Raw genomic sequence first — 16,751 nt, 5'->3', positions numbered from 1 at the left:
TAAATTAGAAAAGATAATAAAATTTAATAAAGCGAGGTTATCCCAATGACAACTCAGAATATTTACGTAATTAGAAAGGGAGACATGGTGATTAGGCCTAATTATGATAATCAAAATCAACCAAATGGTTCAGAAATTATTCGGTTTGATAAGACAGTCATACAAAGCCCATTTAAAGTTCAAAAGATTATAGAGAGATCATGCAAATTTTATGGTAACAATTATTTAAGTAAAAAAGCTGAAACCAATCGAATCACAGGTATCTCAAGTAAACCTCCAATTTTATTAACTCCTTTATTTCCAACTTACTTTTTTCCTACTCATTCAGATCGACAAGAAGAAAATTTATGGATTAATATGCATTATGTTGAATCTATTAAAGAATTAAAACATCGTAAATGTAAAATCATATTTGCAAACAATGAAACCATTACCCTTAATGTATCATTCCACAGTTTATGGTATCAGTATACCAACGCAATCTTCTTTTATTATATGGTAGATAAACAATCCCGCATGAAATCTAATGACCCCGATAAACCCATCGATTATGAAAAATCCTCATTAAACATTTTTGAAGCATTATCACGTTATTCGCTATTTGTAGATAAATAAATTATGTTGAAATTTAAAATATGCGGAACGTTATATTAATATAGTGTAAATGTTCCGTATATTTTTTTAAGTTATCTCTTGATAATTTACGTAAAATTGATATAATAATATTTGTGCTTGATAGAGAAAGCACTACAATTTAATTATTCCACAGTAGCTCAGTGGTAGAGCTATCGGCTGTTAACCGATCGGTCGTAGGTTCGAGTCCTACCTGTGGAGCCATGGAAACGTACTCAAGTTGGCTGAAGAGGCGCCCCTGCTAAGGGTGTAGGTCGCGAGAGCGGCGCGAGGGTTCGAATCCCTCCGTTTCCGTTTTATAGTAAAAATCAGTTTAATTCTGATTTACTTAAACTACCTAGAACGTTGTTAAACCAACGTTCTTTTTTATTTTGTTAAAAATCCGTTTAAGTTTGTTTAATATATTTTGGTCAATATATGGTCAACACACTTTATTAAAGCGAATGGATAGTCCCTCCGTTACTATAAATAAGGGAGTGGGACAGAAATAATAAAGAACCACTAATCATTTATTATGTAGTGGTTCTTACGCATTAGCCATAGCTAATGTGTACTTTAAAATAGGAATACATGAGTGAAACTCATGCATAAGAAATACTAATTTCTTAAAAAAGTATTTCTTTATCGTTGTCCATCCCCAACTTGCATTGTCTGTAGATTTTCTTTTCGAAATTCTCTATGTTTGGGGCCCGTCCCCCGGCAAGGTTGACTAGAAATGAAAAAGCTTGATACATTAGACCGTCTTTGTAATTTATTACTTAGACGGTTTTATGCATGAACTTTAGTTCATGTATACGTCTAAAGCTTAATTTGAACACATGAGTCAATACGCATGTGTAAGTCATTCTAATTTCTATAAAAAAAAGAATGACTTTACAGTCAACTACTGCCTAAATATGAATGTAACTTGAAATATATATTTATGTCCCAGCCTGTTATTTTTTCTACTGATTTTTGACTTATCAAGAGTTGATTTCCTTCTTATAATATTTACTTCGAAGAATTAAGATTCTTTAGTGCGTGGACTTTAAAATGAAATACATTGAACACAGTAGCTAGCCAACTATGAGGCTAGGCGATAATTGAATATCATAGTATAAAAACACCATGAAATTAGAATCTAACCATAGGGCTGATCTAAAATCATGGTGTTTTTTATTATAATATCAATGCAATACTCAAGCTGTATTCCTAAAGTGATAAGATACTTACAAAAGTCTGTTAATATTAAATAAAATGATCAGTAAAATTGTATCCATTTTTTCCAACTATAACTGCTCATCACTGCTACATTCATTACGATATGAATTATTTCGAACTCATAACCACTAACGTATCCTCGAGTTAATTTTAAGGTGAATATGGAACCTAACATCACACAAATATAGAAAACATTAACATACGGTGTTAAAATCCCAAATATCAAGAAGATACCTCCAACAACTTCACCAATTGACATTAAAATTGCAAGTAGTGGGGGTAAACCTAATGAACCTAGAAAATGTATCGTACCTTCTAGGTCTACAAATTTTAACGTGCCATGTACTAAAAAAGATGTCGCTAACATCCATCTAATTAATAAAATTCCAAATCTCATTGATAGACTGACCTCCAGATTGTTATAAAATAAAAAAGTAAATTTCATAAGTAATTAAGAATAAAAGACTTTAAATTTCTAATAAAAAATTATAATACTTATAAAATTTATCTTATTATATAACGAATGGAAGATTTTGTCTTTATTAAATGACCATTTATATAAAAAAGCCCATCAATTGTAATGAATACATTGATGGGCAGTAATTCTCGATATATTATTCTTTATTTTTTTCCGTTTGATTTACCTGAAATCAAATCACGGATAATTTTAACAATGTAACCTGTTATGATTGTTCTTACTACACGTTTAATAATGTTCATCATAATTATGTCTCCCTTTTGCTTTTACTTGATAAATAATATATACCCCGTTTTTAATGTTTTAAAAGTGAATGGAAAATAAATCGCTAGAATAGGGTAAATATTATTTTTCAAAAACAATGTAACCGTCATTGTCAGCTTTTTTAGTAAAAGCGACGATAATAGCATGAACAATAGCTACAATACTTGGAATACCTGTCCAAAAGAAGGCAAGATGTAAAAGACCTTGTCCGACTTTGTCAGCATAAAATTTATGAACACCAATACCTCCTAAAAAAATAGCTACTAATATATAAATGACTTTATTAACTCTCATTTTTTGCTACCTCCTAAAAATAAGATTCATCGATTAAAGAATTAATCACGTAACAAACATAAAAATGTATTTTAGAAATACTTCTTAAAGTTCAATTCTCTCATCAAAATCTCTAAATTCAATATGAAATAGGTCCTTTGATTTATATTATATCGTAGTTTCTATATAATGAAATTAAGACAAATTTTGAGGAAGGATATATGATGATTAGACAAGCACATCCTAGTGATAATAAGCGTATCGCTGAATTATGTTTTATGATTTGGGAAGATATGGAATTAGATATAGTTAATGAAATTAGCCAAGAAAGAATTATGAACATACTAGAGTTGAGTATTGTTAATGTAGAATATCGAAGTTATTATAAAAATGTTTGGGTTTATGAAGTCAATGGCAAAGTTGCAGGTTGTGTTATTGCATATGATGGTAAACACGAACTTGATTATGAGAAAAATTGGTTAAAGTTACCGCTTGATGAAGATATTCGTAAATATGGTACACCTTTACCAGTGAAAGAAGCAGAGGACGATGAGATGTATATTGAAACCGTAGCTACGTTTCCTGAATATAGAGGTCAAGGTATAGCTACACAACTGATGACTTATCTTTTGGAGAAGTACCCTGAGAAAAAATGGAGTCTAAATTGTGATTATGATAATGAAAAAGCGCTAAATCTATATAAAAAATTAGGATTTAAGACAGTGAATGATATCGATCTTTACGGTCATCTTTATAGACATATGATTAAATATAAATAATTAGAAAGAAAACTCGACAATGAATGGTAATCATTGCCGAGTAATTAAATGGTATTAAATTGCACCTAACAATGCACTAATATAAATGCCTAATGCATATAATAAACCGAAAATAGTATTTGTTTTACCAGTAGCAGCCATGGCAGGCATCATTGTCTCAGGTGTATCATTTTTGTTAAATCTTCTTACGGCTTTAATTGGCATTGGGAATGACAATAAAACTAATAAATAGAATAATGACCCACCAGATTTAAATAAGGCAGTAAATACTACAAGTGCATATGCGACAACATACATTGTGGCCATAAAGATAACTGAGGCGCGTTTACCAAGTAAAATAGGTAGTGTTTTACGTCCACTAGCTTTATCTTTGACACGATCTCTTATGTTGTTAGCCATGTTTATAAGTCCAATTGTTATGACGATAGGGATACTTAACCAAATGATTAGTCCTTGAACATTACCTGTTTGAATGAAAAAGGCTAATAAGATGATAATCATACCCATAAATACGCCTGAGAATAATTCGCCAAATGGCGTCCATGAAATCGGCATTGGTCCACCTGTATATAAATAACCAATTGCCATACAAACAACGCCTATTGGAATAATCCAAAATGAACTATGGAAAGCTAAGAATATACCTAGTAAGGCGGCAATAATATAAAAAGCAATCGCGATATTCATCACAAGTTTAGGACTCATACCATTTCTTACAATAGCACCACCGATACCTACAGAAGTATGATCATCTAAGCCTTTTTTAAAATCATAATATTCATTAAACATGTTTGTAGCCGCTTGGATTAATAAGCAAGCAATTAACATGGCTAAGAATAGACTGAATTTAAGATGATCTTCACTACCAAGTAGGAATAATTTAGCTGAAGCTGTCCCAACTAGAACTGGTACAACTGCGGCAGTTAAGGTATGAGGTCTCATCAATTGCCAATACTTTTTAACCGTTGAATATTGTTGATATTGATCTGACATTTTTATAACCTCTTAATTTTTAGTTTTAACATTCATATTTTAAAGTAATTATGAATAAAGGTCAATTCACGTGAAAAATTGCATGTGTTTATTAAGCAATTCGCACCAAAATTAGCATTGAAAAATGATACAATATACTAATGAGTAAATATAGAAGAAAGAAGTGAGATGAATGACTGTTAACGTAAGAGAAGATGAGATTGTCGACAAGCTATATGGAAGTTCTAAGGATTGGGTCTCTGTTGAAGTAGAGTTAGACAAGCAATTAGATCCAAGTACTCTATTTCATATAACTGAATCGCAAGCAGGCGATCGTTTTTATTTGCGATTAAATGACAATCAATCTTCATATTTCGGTTATCATGCGATTCGAAAATTTGAAAATGATTTCGAAAATAAACAGTCTATCTTTAAAGAATGGGAAACGTTAAAAAAAGATATAGAGTTAATTCATCCAGATAGTGAGAAACATCATTTACGTTTATGTGGTGGATTCCAATTTTCAAAACATAAATCTGATGATGAATGGCGAGCATATGGATTAAATCATTTTGTGCTACCTGAGGTGTTGATTTCTACTGAAAATAATCGAACATTTATAACTTATACAACTGAAAAAAAGACATTTGAAATGGATACTTTCAAGTCATTAGTCAATGATTTGGAACAAGCCAATGTCGATATGGAAGATGATCACCTGGGGAATGTTACTCGTATGGAGGATATCTATTTAGATGAATGGCGAGATTTAGTACAAGAAGCGATTAATAGTATTGACTATTCTAAGAAAATTGTACTTGCACGTAGAAGATTAATTAAATTTGATAAAGAGATAAGTATTCCATATATTTTGACTAGAGCATTAAAGAATGAAAAAAACAGTTATATCTTCTTACTTGAATCTAATGAATCTGTGTTCTTTTCACAAACGCCTGAACAATTATTAAAAGTTGAAAATCAAGTGCTTTCAACTAAAGCAGTAGCAGGTACAATTAAACGTTCTCAAAATGAACAGGAAGATGAAGAAAACTTACAAGCTTTTCTAAATGATAAAAAGAATTTAAATGAACATCAAATTGTAGTGGAAAGTATATTGAATGATATTCAACCATATGTTGAAGATGTATACTACAATGAAACACCAAACATTTTAAAAAATGACCATTTGTATCATCTATTCACAAAAATACAAGGTAATTTAAAAGAACAATCATATATTGGGTTAATTGATCGAATGCATCCAACACCAGCATTAGGCGGCTATCCTAAAGATGAAGCACTAGAATTTATAGAACAAAAAGAATTTGGCACGCGTGGCTTATATGGTTCACCTGTAGGATATATAGATGTCTATGATGATTGTGAATTTATAGTAGCCATTCGATCTATGTTGATAAAAGGCGATCAAGCAACATTATTTGCTGGATGTGGCATAGTTAAAGATTCTGATCCAGATAGCGAGATTGCTGAAACAGCTGTAAAATTTTCACCAATGATGAATGCTTTAGGAGTAGATAAACATGAGTAATAAAAATGAAGCTTTGACGACACAGGTCTTTACATTTGCATCAGAACTATTTGCATATGGTGTGAAAGAAGTTGTGATTAGCCCGGGGTCGCGTTCGACTCCGTTAGCTATTGCATTAGAAGCACATCCTAACATCAAAACTTGGATTCATCCTGATGAACGTAGTGCGGCATTTTTTGCATTAGGTTTAATCAAGGGTAGTCAAAGACCTGTTGCTATTTTATGTACGTCTGGTACAGCGGCGGCTAACTACACACCGGCAATTGCAGAAAGTCAAATTAGTCGTATACCTCTGATTGTATTAACGAGTGATCGACCACATGAATTAAGAAGTGTAGGTGCACCACAAGCTATCAATCAAGTCAATATGTTCAGTAATTATGTTAATTTCCAATTTGATATGCCAATTGCTGACGGTACTACAAATATGCTAGATACGATACATTACCAAATGCAAATTGCTAGTCAGTACCTTTATGGTCCACATAAAGGACCGATTCATTTTAATATGCCATTTAGAGAGCCATTAACACCTGATTTAGATAGAACAGAATTATTGAAATCAGAAACAAAAACATTACCTCATTATCAAAAAATGATACATGTTGATCCAATTAAGGATAAAATTGAAAAGTCTAAAGGTTTAATTATTGTTGGAGATATGCAACATCAAGAGGTAGACCAAATTTTAACTTATTCAACGATTTTCGATATACCAGTGTTGGCAGATCCACTAAGTCAGTTAAGACGACATAATCATCCTAATGTCATAACAACATATGATTTATTATATAGAGCAGGTATGGATTGGGATGTTGATTTCGTAATTAGAGTAGGTAAACCAGTTATTTCTAAAAAGTTAAATCAATGGTTAAAATCGACTTCAGCATTTCAAATATTAGTTCAAAATAACGATAAAATAGATGTTTTTCCTGTACCGACAGATGTATCATATGAAATATCGGCTAATGACTTTTTCAGATCGCTAATGGAAGAAAGAACAGTAGACAGAAAAGCATGGTTACAACAATGGCAATCATTAGAAAAGCAAGCTCGCATTGAAATCAATGATTATTTACAACATGCTACTGATGAAGCGGCATATGTTGGCACATTGATTTCTAAATTAACTAACGAAGATGCTTTATTTGTAAGTAATAGTATGCCAATTAGAGATATTGATAATTTACTATTTGATAATGAAGCTGAAATTTATGCTAATCGTGGTGCGAATGGCATTGATGGTGTTGTTTCTACTGCATTAGGTATGGCAGTACATAAAAAAGTGACGTTACTCATCGGTGATTTAGCTTTTTATCATGATATGAACGGCTTGCTCATGTCTAAAATTAATGACATACATTTAAATATAGTGTTATTAAATAATGATGGTGGGGGTATTTTTTCTTATTTACCTCAAAAAGCATCAGCAGAAGCATATTTCGAGAGATTATTCGGAACGCCAACTGGTTTAGATTTTGAACATGCGGCATTGTTGTATGACTTTAATTTTAAGCGTTTTGAGCATTTAAATGATTTTAAATATGAATCGTTATCTGAATTAGGTTCGAATGTTTATGAAATAATCACAGATAGAGAAGATAATTTACAACAACATCAAATTTTATATAAGAAATTGAGTGAAATGATTAATGTTATATCATAATTTTTATCAATCAAAGTCATCATCGAAGCAATTGATAGTTTTGTTACACGGATTTATTAGCGATGGCACAACTTTCGATAATCATATTGATAAGTTAACCGAACAAACTAACGTATTGGTAGTTGATTTACCTGGTCATGGAGAAGATGGAACTTCAATGGATATAGAATGGAGCTTTGATTTTATTAATCAAGCATTGAATCAAGTTTTATCCGAATATCAACAATACCAGTTGTATTTATTTGGTTATTCAATGGGAGGTAGGGTAGCTTTATATTATGCGTTGCATGGTTCGATAGAACTTGCAGGTTTAATATTAGAAAGCACATCACCAGGTATTCAAAGTGAAGAAGATCGAATTGAGAGACAACAAGTAGATGCTGCAAGAGCGAAAGTGCTAGAAATAGCTGGGTTAGAAATATTTGTCAATGATTGGGAACGATTACCACTGTTCCAATCACAGTATGACTTAGATAAATCAGTTAAAAAGCAAATTCGTGATAATAGAATGAGTCAGAATCCTCACCGATTAGCAAAAGCTTTACGAGATTATGGTACAGGACATATGCCTAATTTATGGCCATTACTATCACAAGTCGATATACCAACTTATATTATGGCAGGCGAGCTAGATGAGAAGTTTGTAAAAATTGCACAAAAATTGAAAGATTCAATTGTTAATAGCAGAAAAACAATAGTTTCTGATGTAGGACATACAATTCATGTGGAAGATAGCACGGAATTTGATACAATAATATTAGGTTTTTTAAAGGAGGAGCAAAATGACTAGACAGTGGGAAACACTTAGAGAATATGATGAAATTAAATATGAATTTTTCGAAGGTATTGCAAAGGTAACTATCAATCGTCCAGAAGTACGTAATGCATTCACTCCTAAGACAGTAGCTGAAATGATTGATGCATTTTCACGTGCACGTGATGATCAGAATGTTTCAGTGATTATCTTAACAGGAGAAGGAGATAAAGCATTCTGTTCAGGTGGAGATCAAAAGAAACGTGGACATGGTGGTTACGTTGGCGAAGACGAAATCCCTCGTTTAAATGTTTTAGATTTACAACGTTTAATCCGCGTTATTCCTAAACCAGTTATAGCAATGGTACGTGGTTATGCTATCGGTGGCGGTAACGTATTAAATGTTGTATGTGATTTAACTATTGCAGCAGATAATGCGATTTTTGGTCAAACAGGTCCAAAAGTAGGTTCATTTGATGCTGGTTATGGTTCAGGCTATTTAGCTAGAATCGTTGGTCACAAAAAAGCAAGAGAAATATGGTACTTATGCCGTCAATATAATGCACAAGAAGCATTAGATATGGGCTTAGTTAACACAGTAGTCCCATTAGATAAAGTAGAAGATGAAACAGTTGCATGGTGTCAAGATATCATGAAACATTCACCAACTGCTTTACGTTTCTTAAAAGCTGCAATGAATGCAGATACAGACGGATTAGCTGGTTTGCAACAAATGGCAGGCGATGCAACTTTACTTTATTATACAACTGATGAAGCTAAAGAAGGTCGTGACGCATTTAAAGAAAAACGTGATCCAGACTTTGACCAATTCCCTAAATTCCCATAGGATCTCATAAGAAAACCACTTGATTGTTATAAGCGATGATAAATGCATCTCTTAATAACAACAAGTGGTTTTTATTTATTTAGTCAATTGAGTTGGATAGTACGTTTTTAAATATGTTTCTAAACGCTTCATACCTTCCTTAAGTAAGGCCATATCGTAAGCGTAAGAAATACGAACATGTCCTTTACCAATATCTGTGAAGGATGAACCAGGTACCATAGCAACGTGTGCTTTTTCTAAAACATCGACACAGAAGTTAAAATCATCTTCTGTGTATTTTTTAATACTCGGAAAAATGTAAAAGGCACCTTCAGGTTTAGCATTCAATTCAAACCCTAATGATGTTAATGCATTGATCAAATAATCTCGACGTTCAATATATGCTTGGTTCATATATTGAGGTGCTTCTAAACCTTCAGTTAATGCAGCGATACACGCATGTTGTGCAGGGACATTAGCACAAATGCAATTATAAGCATGCATGAATGTTAATTTTTCAATTAAATACTCTGGTCCCATTAAGAAACCGATACGAATGCCCGTAGCAGAATGTGATTTACTTAAACCACCTATAAGTAGTAGTTGATCTCTAATGATATCAAATTCAGCAAATGAAGTATGTTGGCCATTAAAGGTATTTTCAGCATATATTTCATCACTAATAATAAATATCTCATGATTAGATAATGTTTCCGCAATCGCTTTAACTTCTGATTTGGATAGGGTCACGCCTGTAGGATTAGTTGGATAATTAAGCAAAATTGCCTTAGTTTGACTTGAGATATATTGTTCGATTAATTCAGGTGTGATTTTAAAAGCAGAGGTCGATGTATCAATAAATACAGGTTTCCCTCCTAAAGTTTGGATTAAAGGAATGTAACCAGCATAAGTAGGTCCAGGAATTAAAATTTCGTCCCCTGGATTAATGATGCTTCTTAAAGCAGTATCTAATGCTTCACTAGCCCCATTAGTTACGATAATTTCATCTACATTATAGTTGAACCCATATTTATTGTTAAAGTACTGACTGATTGCCTGTCTTGTTTCAGGTAAACCTTTATTATGAGAATATGTTGTTTTATTGTCTTCAATAGCTTTGATATAAGCTTTTTTAACAACCTCTGGCATAGAAAAATCAGGTTGTCCAATTGTTAGATTAATACAGTCTTCAATATGCTGCATACGATTAGAAAATTGACGAATACTAGGTGCTCTTAAAAATTTAGATTGCTCGTTCAATTGTAATTTCATATATCTTAACTCCTCTAAAAAATACCAAAATATAGTACTACGAATTGTTTGAATAGTCGTATAATTCTTTCAAATTATTACTATCATAACATATTTTTTAGTACTACATTTTGGTATAAAAACAAAAATTTTATAGTGATTTTTACCCTTAAAATTTAGAAGGGGATTTCAAGTTAATAATTGGATTTGTCCATTTACATATAAATCGGTTGGATAAAAGATAAACAATTATTCCTGAAGATAAAATTAAAAATAAATACGTCATTATAGAAACGTGTGACTTGAATGGATAAAGTCCGAATCCACGGATAATACCAATAATTAAACCATGTAATAAATACACATACATCGTTCGACTACCTATATAAGTGTAAAAGCGTAATTTTTGAGATGTTAAATTTAAAAAAGCAAACATCGAAGTTAGTATTACAGCATAAAGTAATAAACGTTTGAGTGGACTATATACATCTTCGGCATTTTGTTCAAGTGACGTATAAGGTGAACTTCCTAGCAACCAATCTGCATTTATTGGATGTATAAGATACCCAATAAAATAAAGGACAAATACAACTATAGAAATAGGCACCCATTTTTTACTTCTAATTACCATACTTTGTTGTTGAGTAAATAAATGTCCTAAATAAAAAATTGGGAAAAATACAATAGTACGAGAAATGCTCATATATTCATCAATATTAGCTGAGAATCCAGCAAAAATTGAAACAAGTAAAGAGGTTCCTAACACAATCATTGGATTATATCTTCTTACAATAACAAGTACAACGTGGAAGAAGAATAATGTTAGTAAGAACCACAATGCAAAGACTGGATTGAATGGATCCAATTGTAAGCTATCGCTTTTACCAGTTAAGAAATAATAAACTGAGTAAAATGCGAAAAATATAAAGTAAGGTAATAATAATTTTTTAGCAATATGTTCTAGATAATAGGGTTTATCCAAATTTTTCGCAAAATATCCTGAAATAAATAAGAATGTTGGCATATGGAAACTATAAATAACAAGATATAATGCAGATAAGTATTTATCTTCTGATGTATAAGGCTGTAATAGGTGTCCTAGCACCACTAAAAATATTAGTATAGCTCGGGCATTATCAAAGAAATAATCCCTTTCCTTGATGGAAGGCATATAAATGTCTCCTTTTTCATGTTTGACTGTACTTAATTTATTATATTTTATGGCAATTATGCAACGATTTTGACCTTAGCATAAAATCCTATTGTATATCTTATAAAAAAAGCATATAATATTATCAACTAAATAAAGTGGAGTAGAACAGCATGTATAAACAACTTGAAAAACTTATCACACTTACTAACAATGATTTAAATATAGTTAACCGACGCTTTGGACAAAGAACAGACATTACATCAGAACAATTAGAATTACTACGTATATTGTACAATTATGACCGTTTATCTCAATATGACTTAACAATGAAAGTGAGTAGAGAACAATCCATTGTCTCAAGATGGATTAAGAAACTTGTATTGAAAGGCTATATTACAAGTCACCAATCACATGAAGATTTAAGATGTAAGGAACTTGTACTTACTGATGAAGCACGCGCACTTATTAAACAGATTAATACAGCACGTTGTGAGTTAATAGAAGCCCGATGCCAATGTTTATCAGAAAGTGAAATTGAGAATTTAAACCAACTATTAAATAAGTTGAATAGTCGTCATAGTTATATTTAATCATAACTGTGTATCAATGTTGTTGTAATGAAGATCATCCTACATAGGCTAGGGTGATCTCTTTTAATATGTAAATAAAAGCCAGTAGATGAATTCATCTACTGGCTTTTTATCAAGGATTTACCTCGTAATGTTGTATTAAATTAGGCTTTGAATTTTGGAATATCGAAGAATTTACCAACTTCACCAATTTGATCATATAAACCTTTTAATACTTGTGCATTTGACTCAGCCCAATTAATATCTGTTGCATATTGGTGTGTACCTGGATTTTCTGGATTCCAACGCATTTTATATAAAGTATTTTGACCAGCTTTCACATAAGAATTACCGATGAATTTAGCGCCACCAATAATTGCTTTTGAAACAGAATTCCATCCAGATGCTTTAGCAAATTTTACACCTTCACCTAAAGCATTGTAGTCAAATGCAGCAATACCGAATACATTATGATATTTAGTTGTAGAACGTGTATTAACCACACCGTTTGTTATATTAGCACCTTTAGCTAATTGAGATTGACCATTACCTGTTTCTAATAAGGCATGTGAAATTAAATAAATTTCATTTAGTCCATATTGCTTAGCAGCTTGACTAAATGCAGCACCTTGATTTTCAAGAACACCTTTACCTTTTAATAATTTATTTAGTGTAGCTTCAGATAAATATTGTGGTTGATCTAAACGTAAAAATTGATATTTAGAAACTGGATCTTTAGCAAGTTTATTTGAATCCATTGCATTTTTAGTCTCGCCAAATGTCGCGTTTGACCATACACCAGGAGTTCTTTGAACTTGTGGACCAAAACTTAAGTTATTTTGGATTGATGCCATTTGATTTAATGTACGACCTGTATTTGAATATTTAACTAATTCTTTTGTTAAATCACTTTCTTTAATCCATACGTATTTACCATTAGTAAGTTTACCATAATACCAAGTCACACCATTTTGTTGTTTTTGTTTAATAACTACAAATGGTTTCTCAAAATATGTTTTTAAAGAATAGCCATTTTTAGCACTTGGTTCGTCGTAATAATAGCCATGGTTATTTTTGATAACGAAAGTGTAGTTATAAGGTGTTGCTGGATTATTTGAGTTTGCTTGTTCTAAATCTTTAGCAGCAATCCAGCCAGTACGATTATTTACAGTACCATATAAATATTTTTCTTTACCAACATATACCGCTTTTGAAGCATTAAATGTTTGATTTGCTAATTGACTAGCAGGTAATAATTGTTGATTTTTAGTACCCCAAGCTATTGAATAAAGGCCATTGTTATTGTTATTAACTTTATATTGACCTGATAATTTGGCTTCATTACCTAAGTTCTGAACGTCGACGTCATTGATATTAACCCAGCCTAAAGGTGTATTTGAAGCTGTATTTTGCAATAATACGTATGTTTGATCGCCTTCGGTTCTTTGTTTAGAAATAGTGAAGGTACGGTCAGCATATTTAGTACCACTCTTAGCAGTTTTATCGTATACAGAACTACGGATACCAGCATTATTAGCTTTCACTTGACCAATTTGTTTTGTGGCTTGTGTTGTATTCACATTAGTTGGTGATTGAGCTTTAGCTGCTTCATTATTAGTTGCAACATTAGATTTAGTAGCCATTTTAGGTTGTGCAAATGCAGCTCTTGTAGCAGTAGGCTCAGTTAAATAATATTTGCTAATCCAGCCAGAGATACCATTGACAGTGCCATATAAGTAAGTAGCTTTGTCAATTTGTTGTTGCTTAGTAGCTTTAAAAGTTTGATTGCCTTTACCTGAAACTGTACCAGCTTCTTGTTTAAACGTACCCCAAGGTACTGTATAAGCTTTTGTACCAGGTTTAACATTATAAGATTGATTTATAGAAATAGGGGCTTTAGCTGTGTTGTAAGTAACATCACTTTGTTTAACCCATCCGTATTTTTTACCTGTATTATAATCTTGTACAAGGTAGAATTTATCATTACCTAAAGTAGCTGTTTTTGAAACTGCTAATGTTTTTTGAACTTGGACAGTTGATTTACCTGTTTTATCGTAAACTGTTGTATAAACACCACTGTTTGATGTCTTGATTTGAGCTACACCGTTATTAGCAGCGACAGTTAATTGATTGTTAGTTGCTGGTTTAGAAGGCGTAGTAGGTTTAGTTGTATTAGATGTTGATGGTGTTGTTAAGAAACTTTTACTAATCCATCCATTTACACCATTAACAGAACCATATAAGTAAATAGCTTTATCAATTTGTTGTTGTTTTGTAGCTTTAAAAGTTTGGTTACCTTTACCAGATACAGTACCTGCAACTTGTTTATCTGTGCCCCAAGGAACTGTATAAGCTTTAGTACCAGGTTTAACATTGTAAGATTGATTTACTTTAACAGGTGATTTAGCAGTGTTATAAACAACATCACCTTGTTTAACCCAACCAAATTTTTCACCAGTATTATAATCTTGTACAAGGTAGAATTTATTACTACCTAGAGTAGCTGTTTTGGTTACAGACAATGCTTTTTGAACTTGGTTAGTAGAGTGGCCTTTTTTATCATAAACAGTTGTATATAAACCATTATTAGTTGGTTTAATTTGAGCCATACCGCTATTAGCGGCAACTGTTAATTTATCATTTGTTGATGGTTTTGTTGTTGAACCACCTGTAGATGGTTTTGTAGTAGTTGTTGTCCCCCAAGGTGCTACTTGTCCCATCTTGATTTGATATTTTTCATTAATTAAATCATATAATTCGTTGTAACTATAATTATGTTGTTGTAAGTATCCGTGTGGATCAGCATGGTCTGTTCCACCTAACCATCTACTAATAGCTGCGTGAGTCCATACTGTACCACTTCCGTCATTTTCAGCGCTATTCGGTTTTAAACCATAGTATTGTAATTGTGTTGCTGCATAATCAGCATAGTTGTTCATAGAACGCGCAAATGAATCATAATCATGTGTATGGACGATTTCAACGTTGATAAAACGGTCATTCGCATTTGGACCAGCACCCCATGATAAATAATCAGTAGGTGCAGTTTCAATAATACGGTTACCATCTACAAATGCATGTACGAAAGCTGAGTTGTAATTATTTTTCATGTAGTTGATTTCGCCAGTAATAGTAGAATTTTCATTTGCTGTATCATGTACCACAATACCTTCTGGACGGCCTACACCATTTCTATAGCCATATTTAGGGAAGTATGATGAATAATCTTCTTCGATTTGTGGTGCTTTAAAGTTCTTTTTACGAATATAATCATTTATTGAAGATTTCACTTGTGGTTGATACTTTGGTAATGATGAAGTTGCTCTATTAGCAGTTGCATACATCATTCTTGGTTTAGCTACTGAATTGAATGTAGTGACTTGTTTAGCATTTTCTTTAGTAGCATTGTCATTAGACTGAGTAGATGATACCTTAGCAGATTCATTAGACACGTTATTTGCCTTTAACTCATTAGCTTTAGGTGTTGCTGACTGCGTTTTAGTATCAGTACTTGTAGCAACATTTTCTTTAGATTGTTGAATTGCTTGTGTCTTTTGTGAAGCGCCAACTGAATTAGATTCATCGTCTACATCATCTTCATCATCATCTAAACTGTAACCACCATTATCTTTAACGGCTTGTTTAGCACTTTGACTAGTTGTTTGAGCTTGTTCTTGAGATTGATTTTGAGTTGTAGTCTCAGTCGCTTTTTCTTGTGTAGTTGAAGCGTTTTGTCTAGCATTTTGCTGAGCAACCTCTTGATTATTCTCTTTAGTTGAATCTTGTTGTAAAGATTGATTTTCATTGTTTTCGAGGTCTTTATTTGACTCTTCTTGTTTCTGAGTTTCTGCACTAGTTGAATTTTCATCGATTTGATTATTATTTTGATTTGACGCATCTGTAGTTTGAGCTTTTACATTTGTATTTTCATTAGTAGAAGCATTTTCAGTCTTCTGTTGATTAATTGATGCATCATTATTTTCTGTAGAAGTAGTTTTTACTGGTTTGACTTTAGTTGGATCTTGATAAGTTTGAGTACCAGAAATATTTTGTGTAGGATTACTCACTTCTTGTTTGGCATTATTAGCTTGTTTTAGTGTTGCTTGGTCATCCAGTACATTTTTATTTTTTGTTTGATCTTGTGCTGTTTCTGCTGCATCTGCATGGTGAGCCGTAAATGCTGTTCCCAATAAAGTTACTGCAACCATTGACGGTAATTTGTAATTGAATTTTTTCGTCATTATATAATTACTCCTTGTATCTTTTGAATTTGTATTAATTATAGTATGAGAATAGGTACGTGTACGTCTTTTAACAGATTTGTAATAGAATTTTAACCTATAAAAATTTGGTGTGGCAGAGATGTAAGGGCTTTAAACATTGA

The 16,751-nt window shown here is 32.1% G+C and carries 14 protein-coding genes and 2 tRNA genes; 9 read left to right on the top strand and 7 right to left on the bottom strand.

All coding sequences use genetic code 11. The annotated features are described in order from the left end of the window. Nucleotides 1–45 precede the first annotated feature (45 nt). From P7F85_RS08975 to P7F85_RS08965, 3 genes are all read left to right on the top strand, one after another. The gene (locus P7F85_RS08975; RefSeq protein ID WP_046464309.1) at nt 46–615 is read left to right on the top strand and encodes a competence protein ComK; all 570 of its coding nucleotides are present in this window, start codon (nt 46–48) and stop codon (nt 613–615) included. 147 nt (nt 616–762) lie between these two features. After that, nucleotides 763–837 (top strand) — tRNA-Asn (locus P7F85_RS08970). A gap of 1 nt (nt 838) precedes the next feature. Then, a tRNA-Ser gene (locus tag P7F85_RS08965) sits at nt 839–927 on the top strand. A gap of 946 nt (nt 928–1,873) precedes the next feature. On the opposite strand, the gene P7F85_RS08960 is transcribed toward P7F85_RS08965, so the two are convergent. The 3 genes from P7F85_RS08960 to P7F85_RS08950 form a co-directional block, all read right to left on the bottom strand. Further along, nucleotides 1,874–2,230, bottom strand: a complete 357-nt coding sequence (locus P7F85_RS08960; RefSeq protein ID WP_002465605.1) for a DoxX family protein — start codon at nt 2,228–2,230, stop codon at nt 1,874–1,876. Nucleotides 2,231–2,454: 224 nt separating this feature from the next. Then, nucleotides 2,455–2,556, bottom strand: coding sequence for an SAR1012 family small protein (locus tag P7F85_RS08955; RefSeq protein ID WP_019235857.1), 102 nt, complete (start codon nt 2,554–2,556; stop codon nt 2,455–2,457). Between the two features lie 100 nt (nt 2,557–2,656). Next, the gene (locus P7F85_RS08950) at nt 2,657–2,869 is read right to left on the bottom strand and encodes a TM2 domain-containing protein (RefSeq protein ID WP_002465642.1); all 213 of its coding nucleotides are present in this window, start codon (nt 2,867–2,869) and stop codon (nt 2,657–2,659) included. Nucleotides 2,870–3,072: 203 nt separating this feature from the next. Between P7F85_RS08950 and P7F85_RS08945 the strand changes: the two genes are divergently transcribed. Next, complete coding sequence (locus P7F85_RS08945) at nt 3,073–3,627, top strand: GNAT family N-acetyltransferase (RefSeq protein ID WP_015365209.1); 555 nt, start codon at nt 3,073–3,075, stop codon at nt 3,625–3,627. 54 nt (nt 3,628–3,681) lie between these two features. Here P7F85_RS08945 and P7F85_RS08940 read toward each other — a convergent pair whose 3' ends face one another. Further along, entirely contained in the window at nt 3,682–4,620 is a 939-nt protein-coding gene (locus tag P7F85_RS08940) for a 1,4-dihydroxy-2-naphthoate polyprenyltransferase (protein WP_002465619.1), read from the bottom strand. Nucleotides 4,621–4,792: 172 nt separating this feature from the next. On the opposite strand from P7F85_RS08940, the gene P7F85_RS08935 reads away from it, so the two are divergent. Genes P7F85_RS08935 through menB form a run of 4 tightly spaced genes read left to right on the top strand, consistent with a single transcriptional unit; the run spans nt 4,793 to nt 9,415 of the window. After that, entirely contained in the window at nt 4,793–6,148 is a 1,356-nt protein-coding gene (locus P7F85_RS08935; RefSeq protein ID WP_002465617.1) for an isochorismate synthase, read from the top strand. Further along, nucleotides 6,141–7,814 (top strand): 2-succinyl-5-enolpyruvyl-6-hydroxy-3-cyclohexene-1-carboxylic-acid synthase, encoded by a 1,674-nt coding sequence (gene menD, locus P7F85_RS08930; RefSeq protein WP_046464310.1) that lies wholly within the window; start codon nt 6,141–6,143, stop codon nt 7,812–7,814. The genes P7F85_RS08935 and menD overlap by 8 nt, the downstream gene beginning before the upstream one ends. Beyond that, entirely contained in the window at nt 7,801–8,604 is an 804-nt protein-coding gene (gene menH, locus P7F85_RS08925; protein WP_002465633.1) for a 2-succinyl-6-hydroxy-2,4-cyclohexadiene-1-carboxylate synthase, read from the top strand. The genes menD and menH overlap by 14 nt, the downstream gene beginning before the upstream one ends. Continuing rightward, on the top strand, nt 8,597–9,415 hold the full coding sequence (gene menB / locus P7F85_RS08920) for a 1,4-dihydroxy-2-naphthoyl-CoA synthase (protein WP_002450736.1): 819 nt from the start codon (nt 8,597–8,599) through the stop codon (nt 9,413–9,415). Before menH ends, menB begins: the two co-directional genes overlap by 8 nt. A gap of 75 nt (nt 9,416–9,490) precedes the next feature. Here menB and P7F85_RS08915 read toward each other — a convergent pair whose 3' ends face one another. Both P7F85_RS08915 and P7F85_RS08910 read right to left on the bottom strand, forming a co-directional pair. Continuing rightward, nucleotides 9,491–10,666: an aminotransferase class I/II-fold pyridoxal phosphate-dependent enzyme gene (locus tag P7F85_RS08915; protein ID WP_002465612.1), complete on the bottom strand. Its 1,176-nt coding sequence runs from the start codon at nt 10,664–10,666 to the stop codon at nt 9,491–9,493. Nucleotides 10,667–10,814: 148 nt separating this feature from the next. Beyond that, complete coding sequence (locus P7F85_RS08910) at nt 10,815–11,816, bottom strand: acyltransferase family protein (protein ID WP_002465603.1); 1,002 nt, start codon at nt 11,814–11,816, stop codon at nt 10,815–10,817. Nucleotides 11,817–11,968: 152 nt separating this feature from the next. Between P7F85_RS08910 and P7F85_RS08905 the strand changes: the two genes are divergently transcribed. After that, nucleotides 11,969–12,388 carry a MarR family transcriptional regulator gene (locus P7F85_RS08905; RefSeq protein ID WP_002450733.1) on the top strand — a complete coding sequence of 140 codons (420 nt, stop codon included), beginning with the start codon at nt 11,969–11,971 and terminating at the stop codon, nt 12,386–12,388. Between the two features lie 143 nt (nt 12,389–12,531). On the opposite strand, the gene P7F85_RS08900 is transcribed toward P7F85_RS08905, so the two are convergent. Further along, a complete protein-coding gene (locus tag P7F85_RS08900; RefSeq protein ID WP_046464311.1) occupies nt 12,532–16,608 on the bottom strand; it encodes a glucosaminidase domain-containing protein in 4,077 nt (1,358 codons plus the stop codon). Nucleotides 16,609–16,751: the final 143 nt, after the last annotated feature.

This window comes from Staphylococcus sp. aM (genome assembly GCF_052975125.1).
Note: the sequence above shows the minus strand (reverse complement) of the source record. Positions and strands in the feature narration are given on the sequence as shown.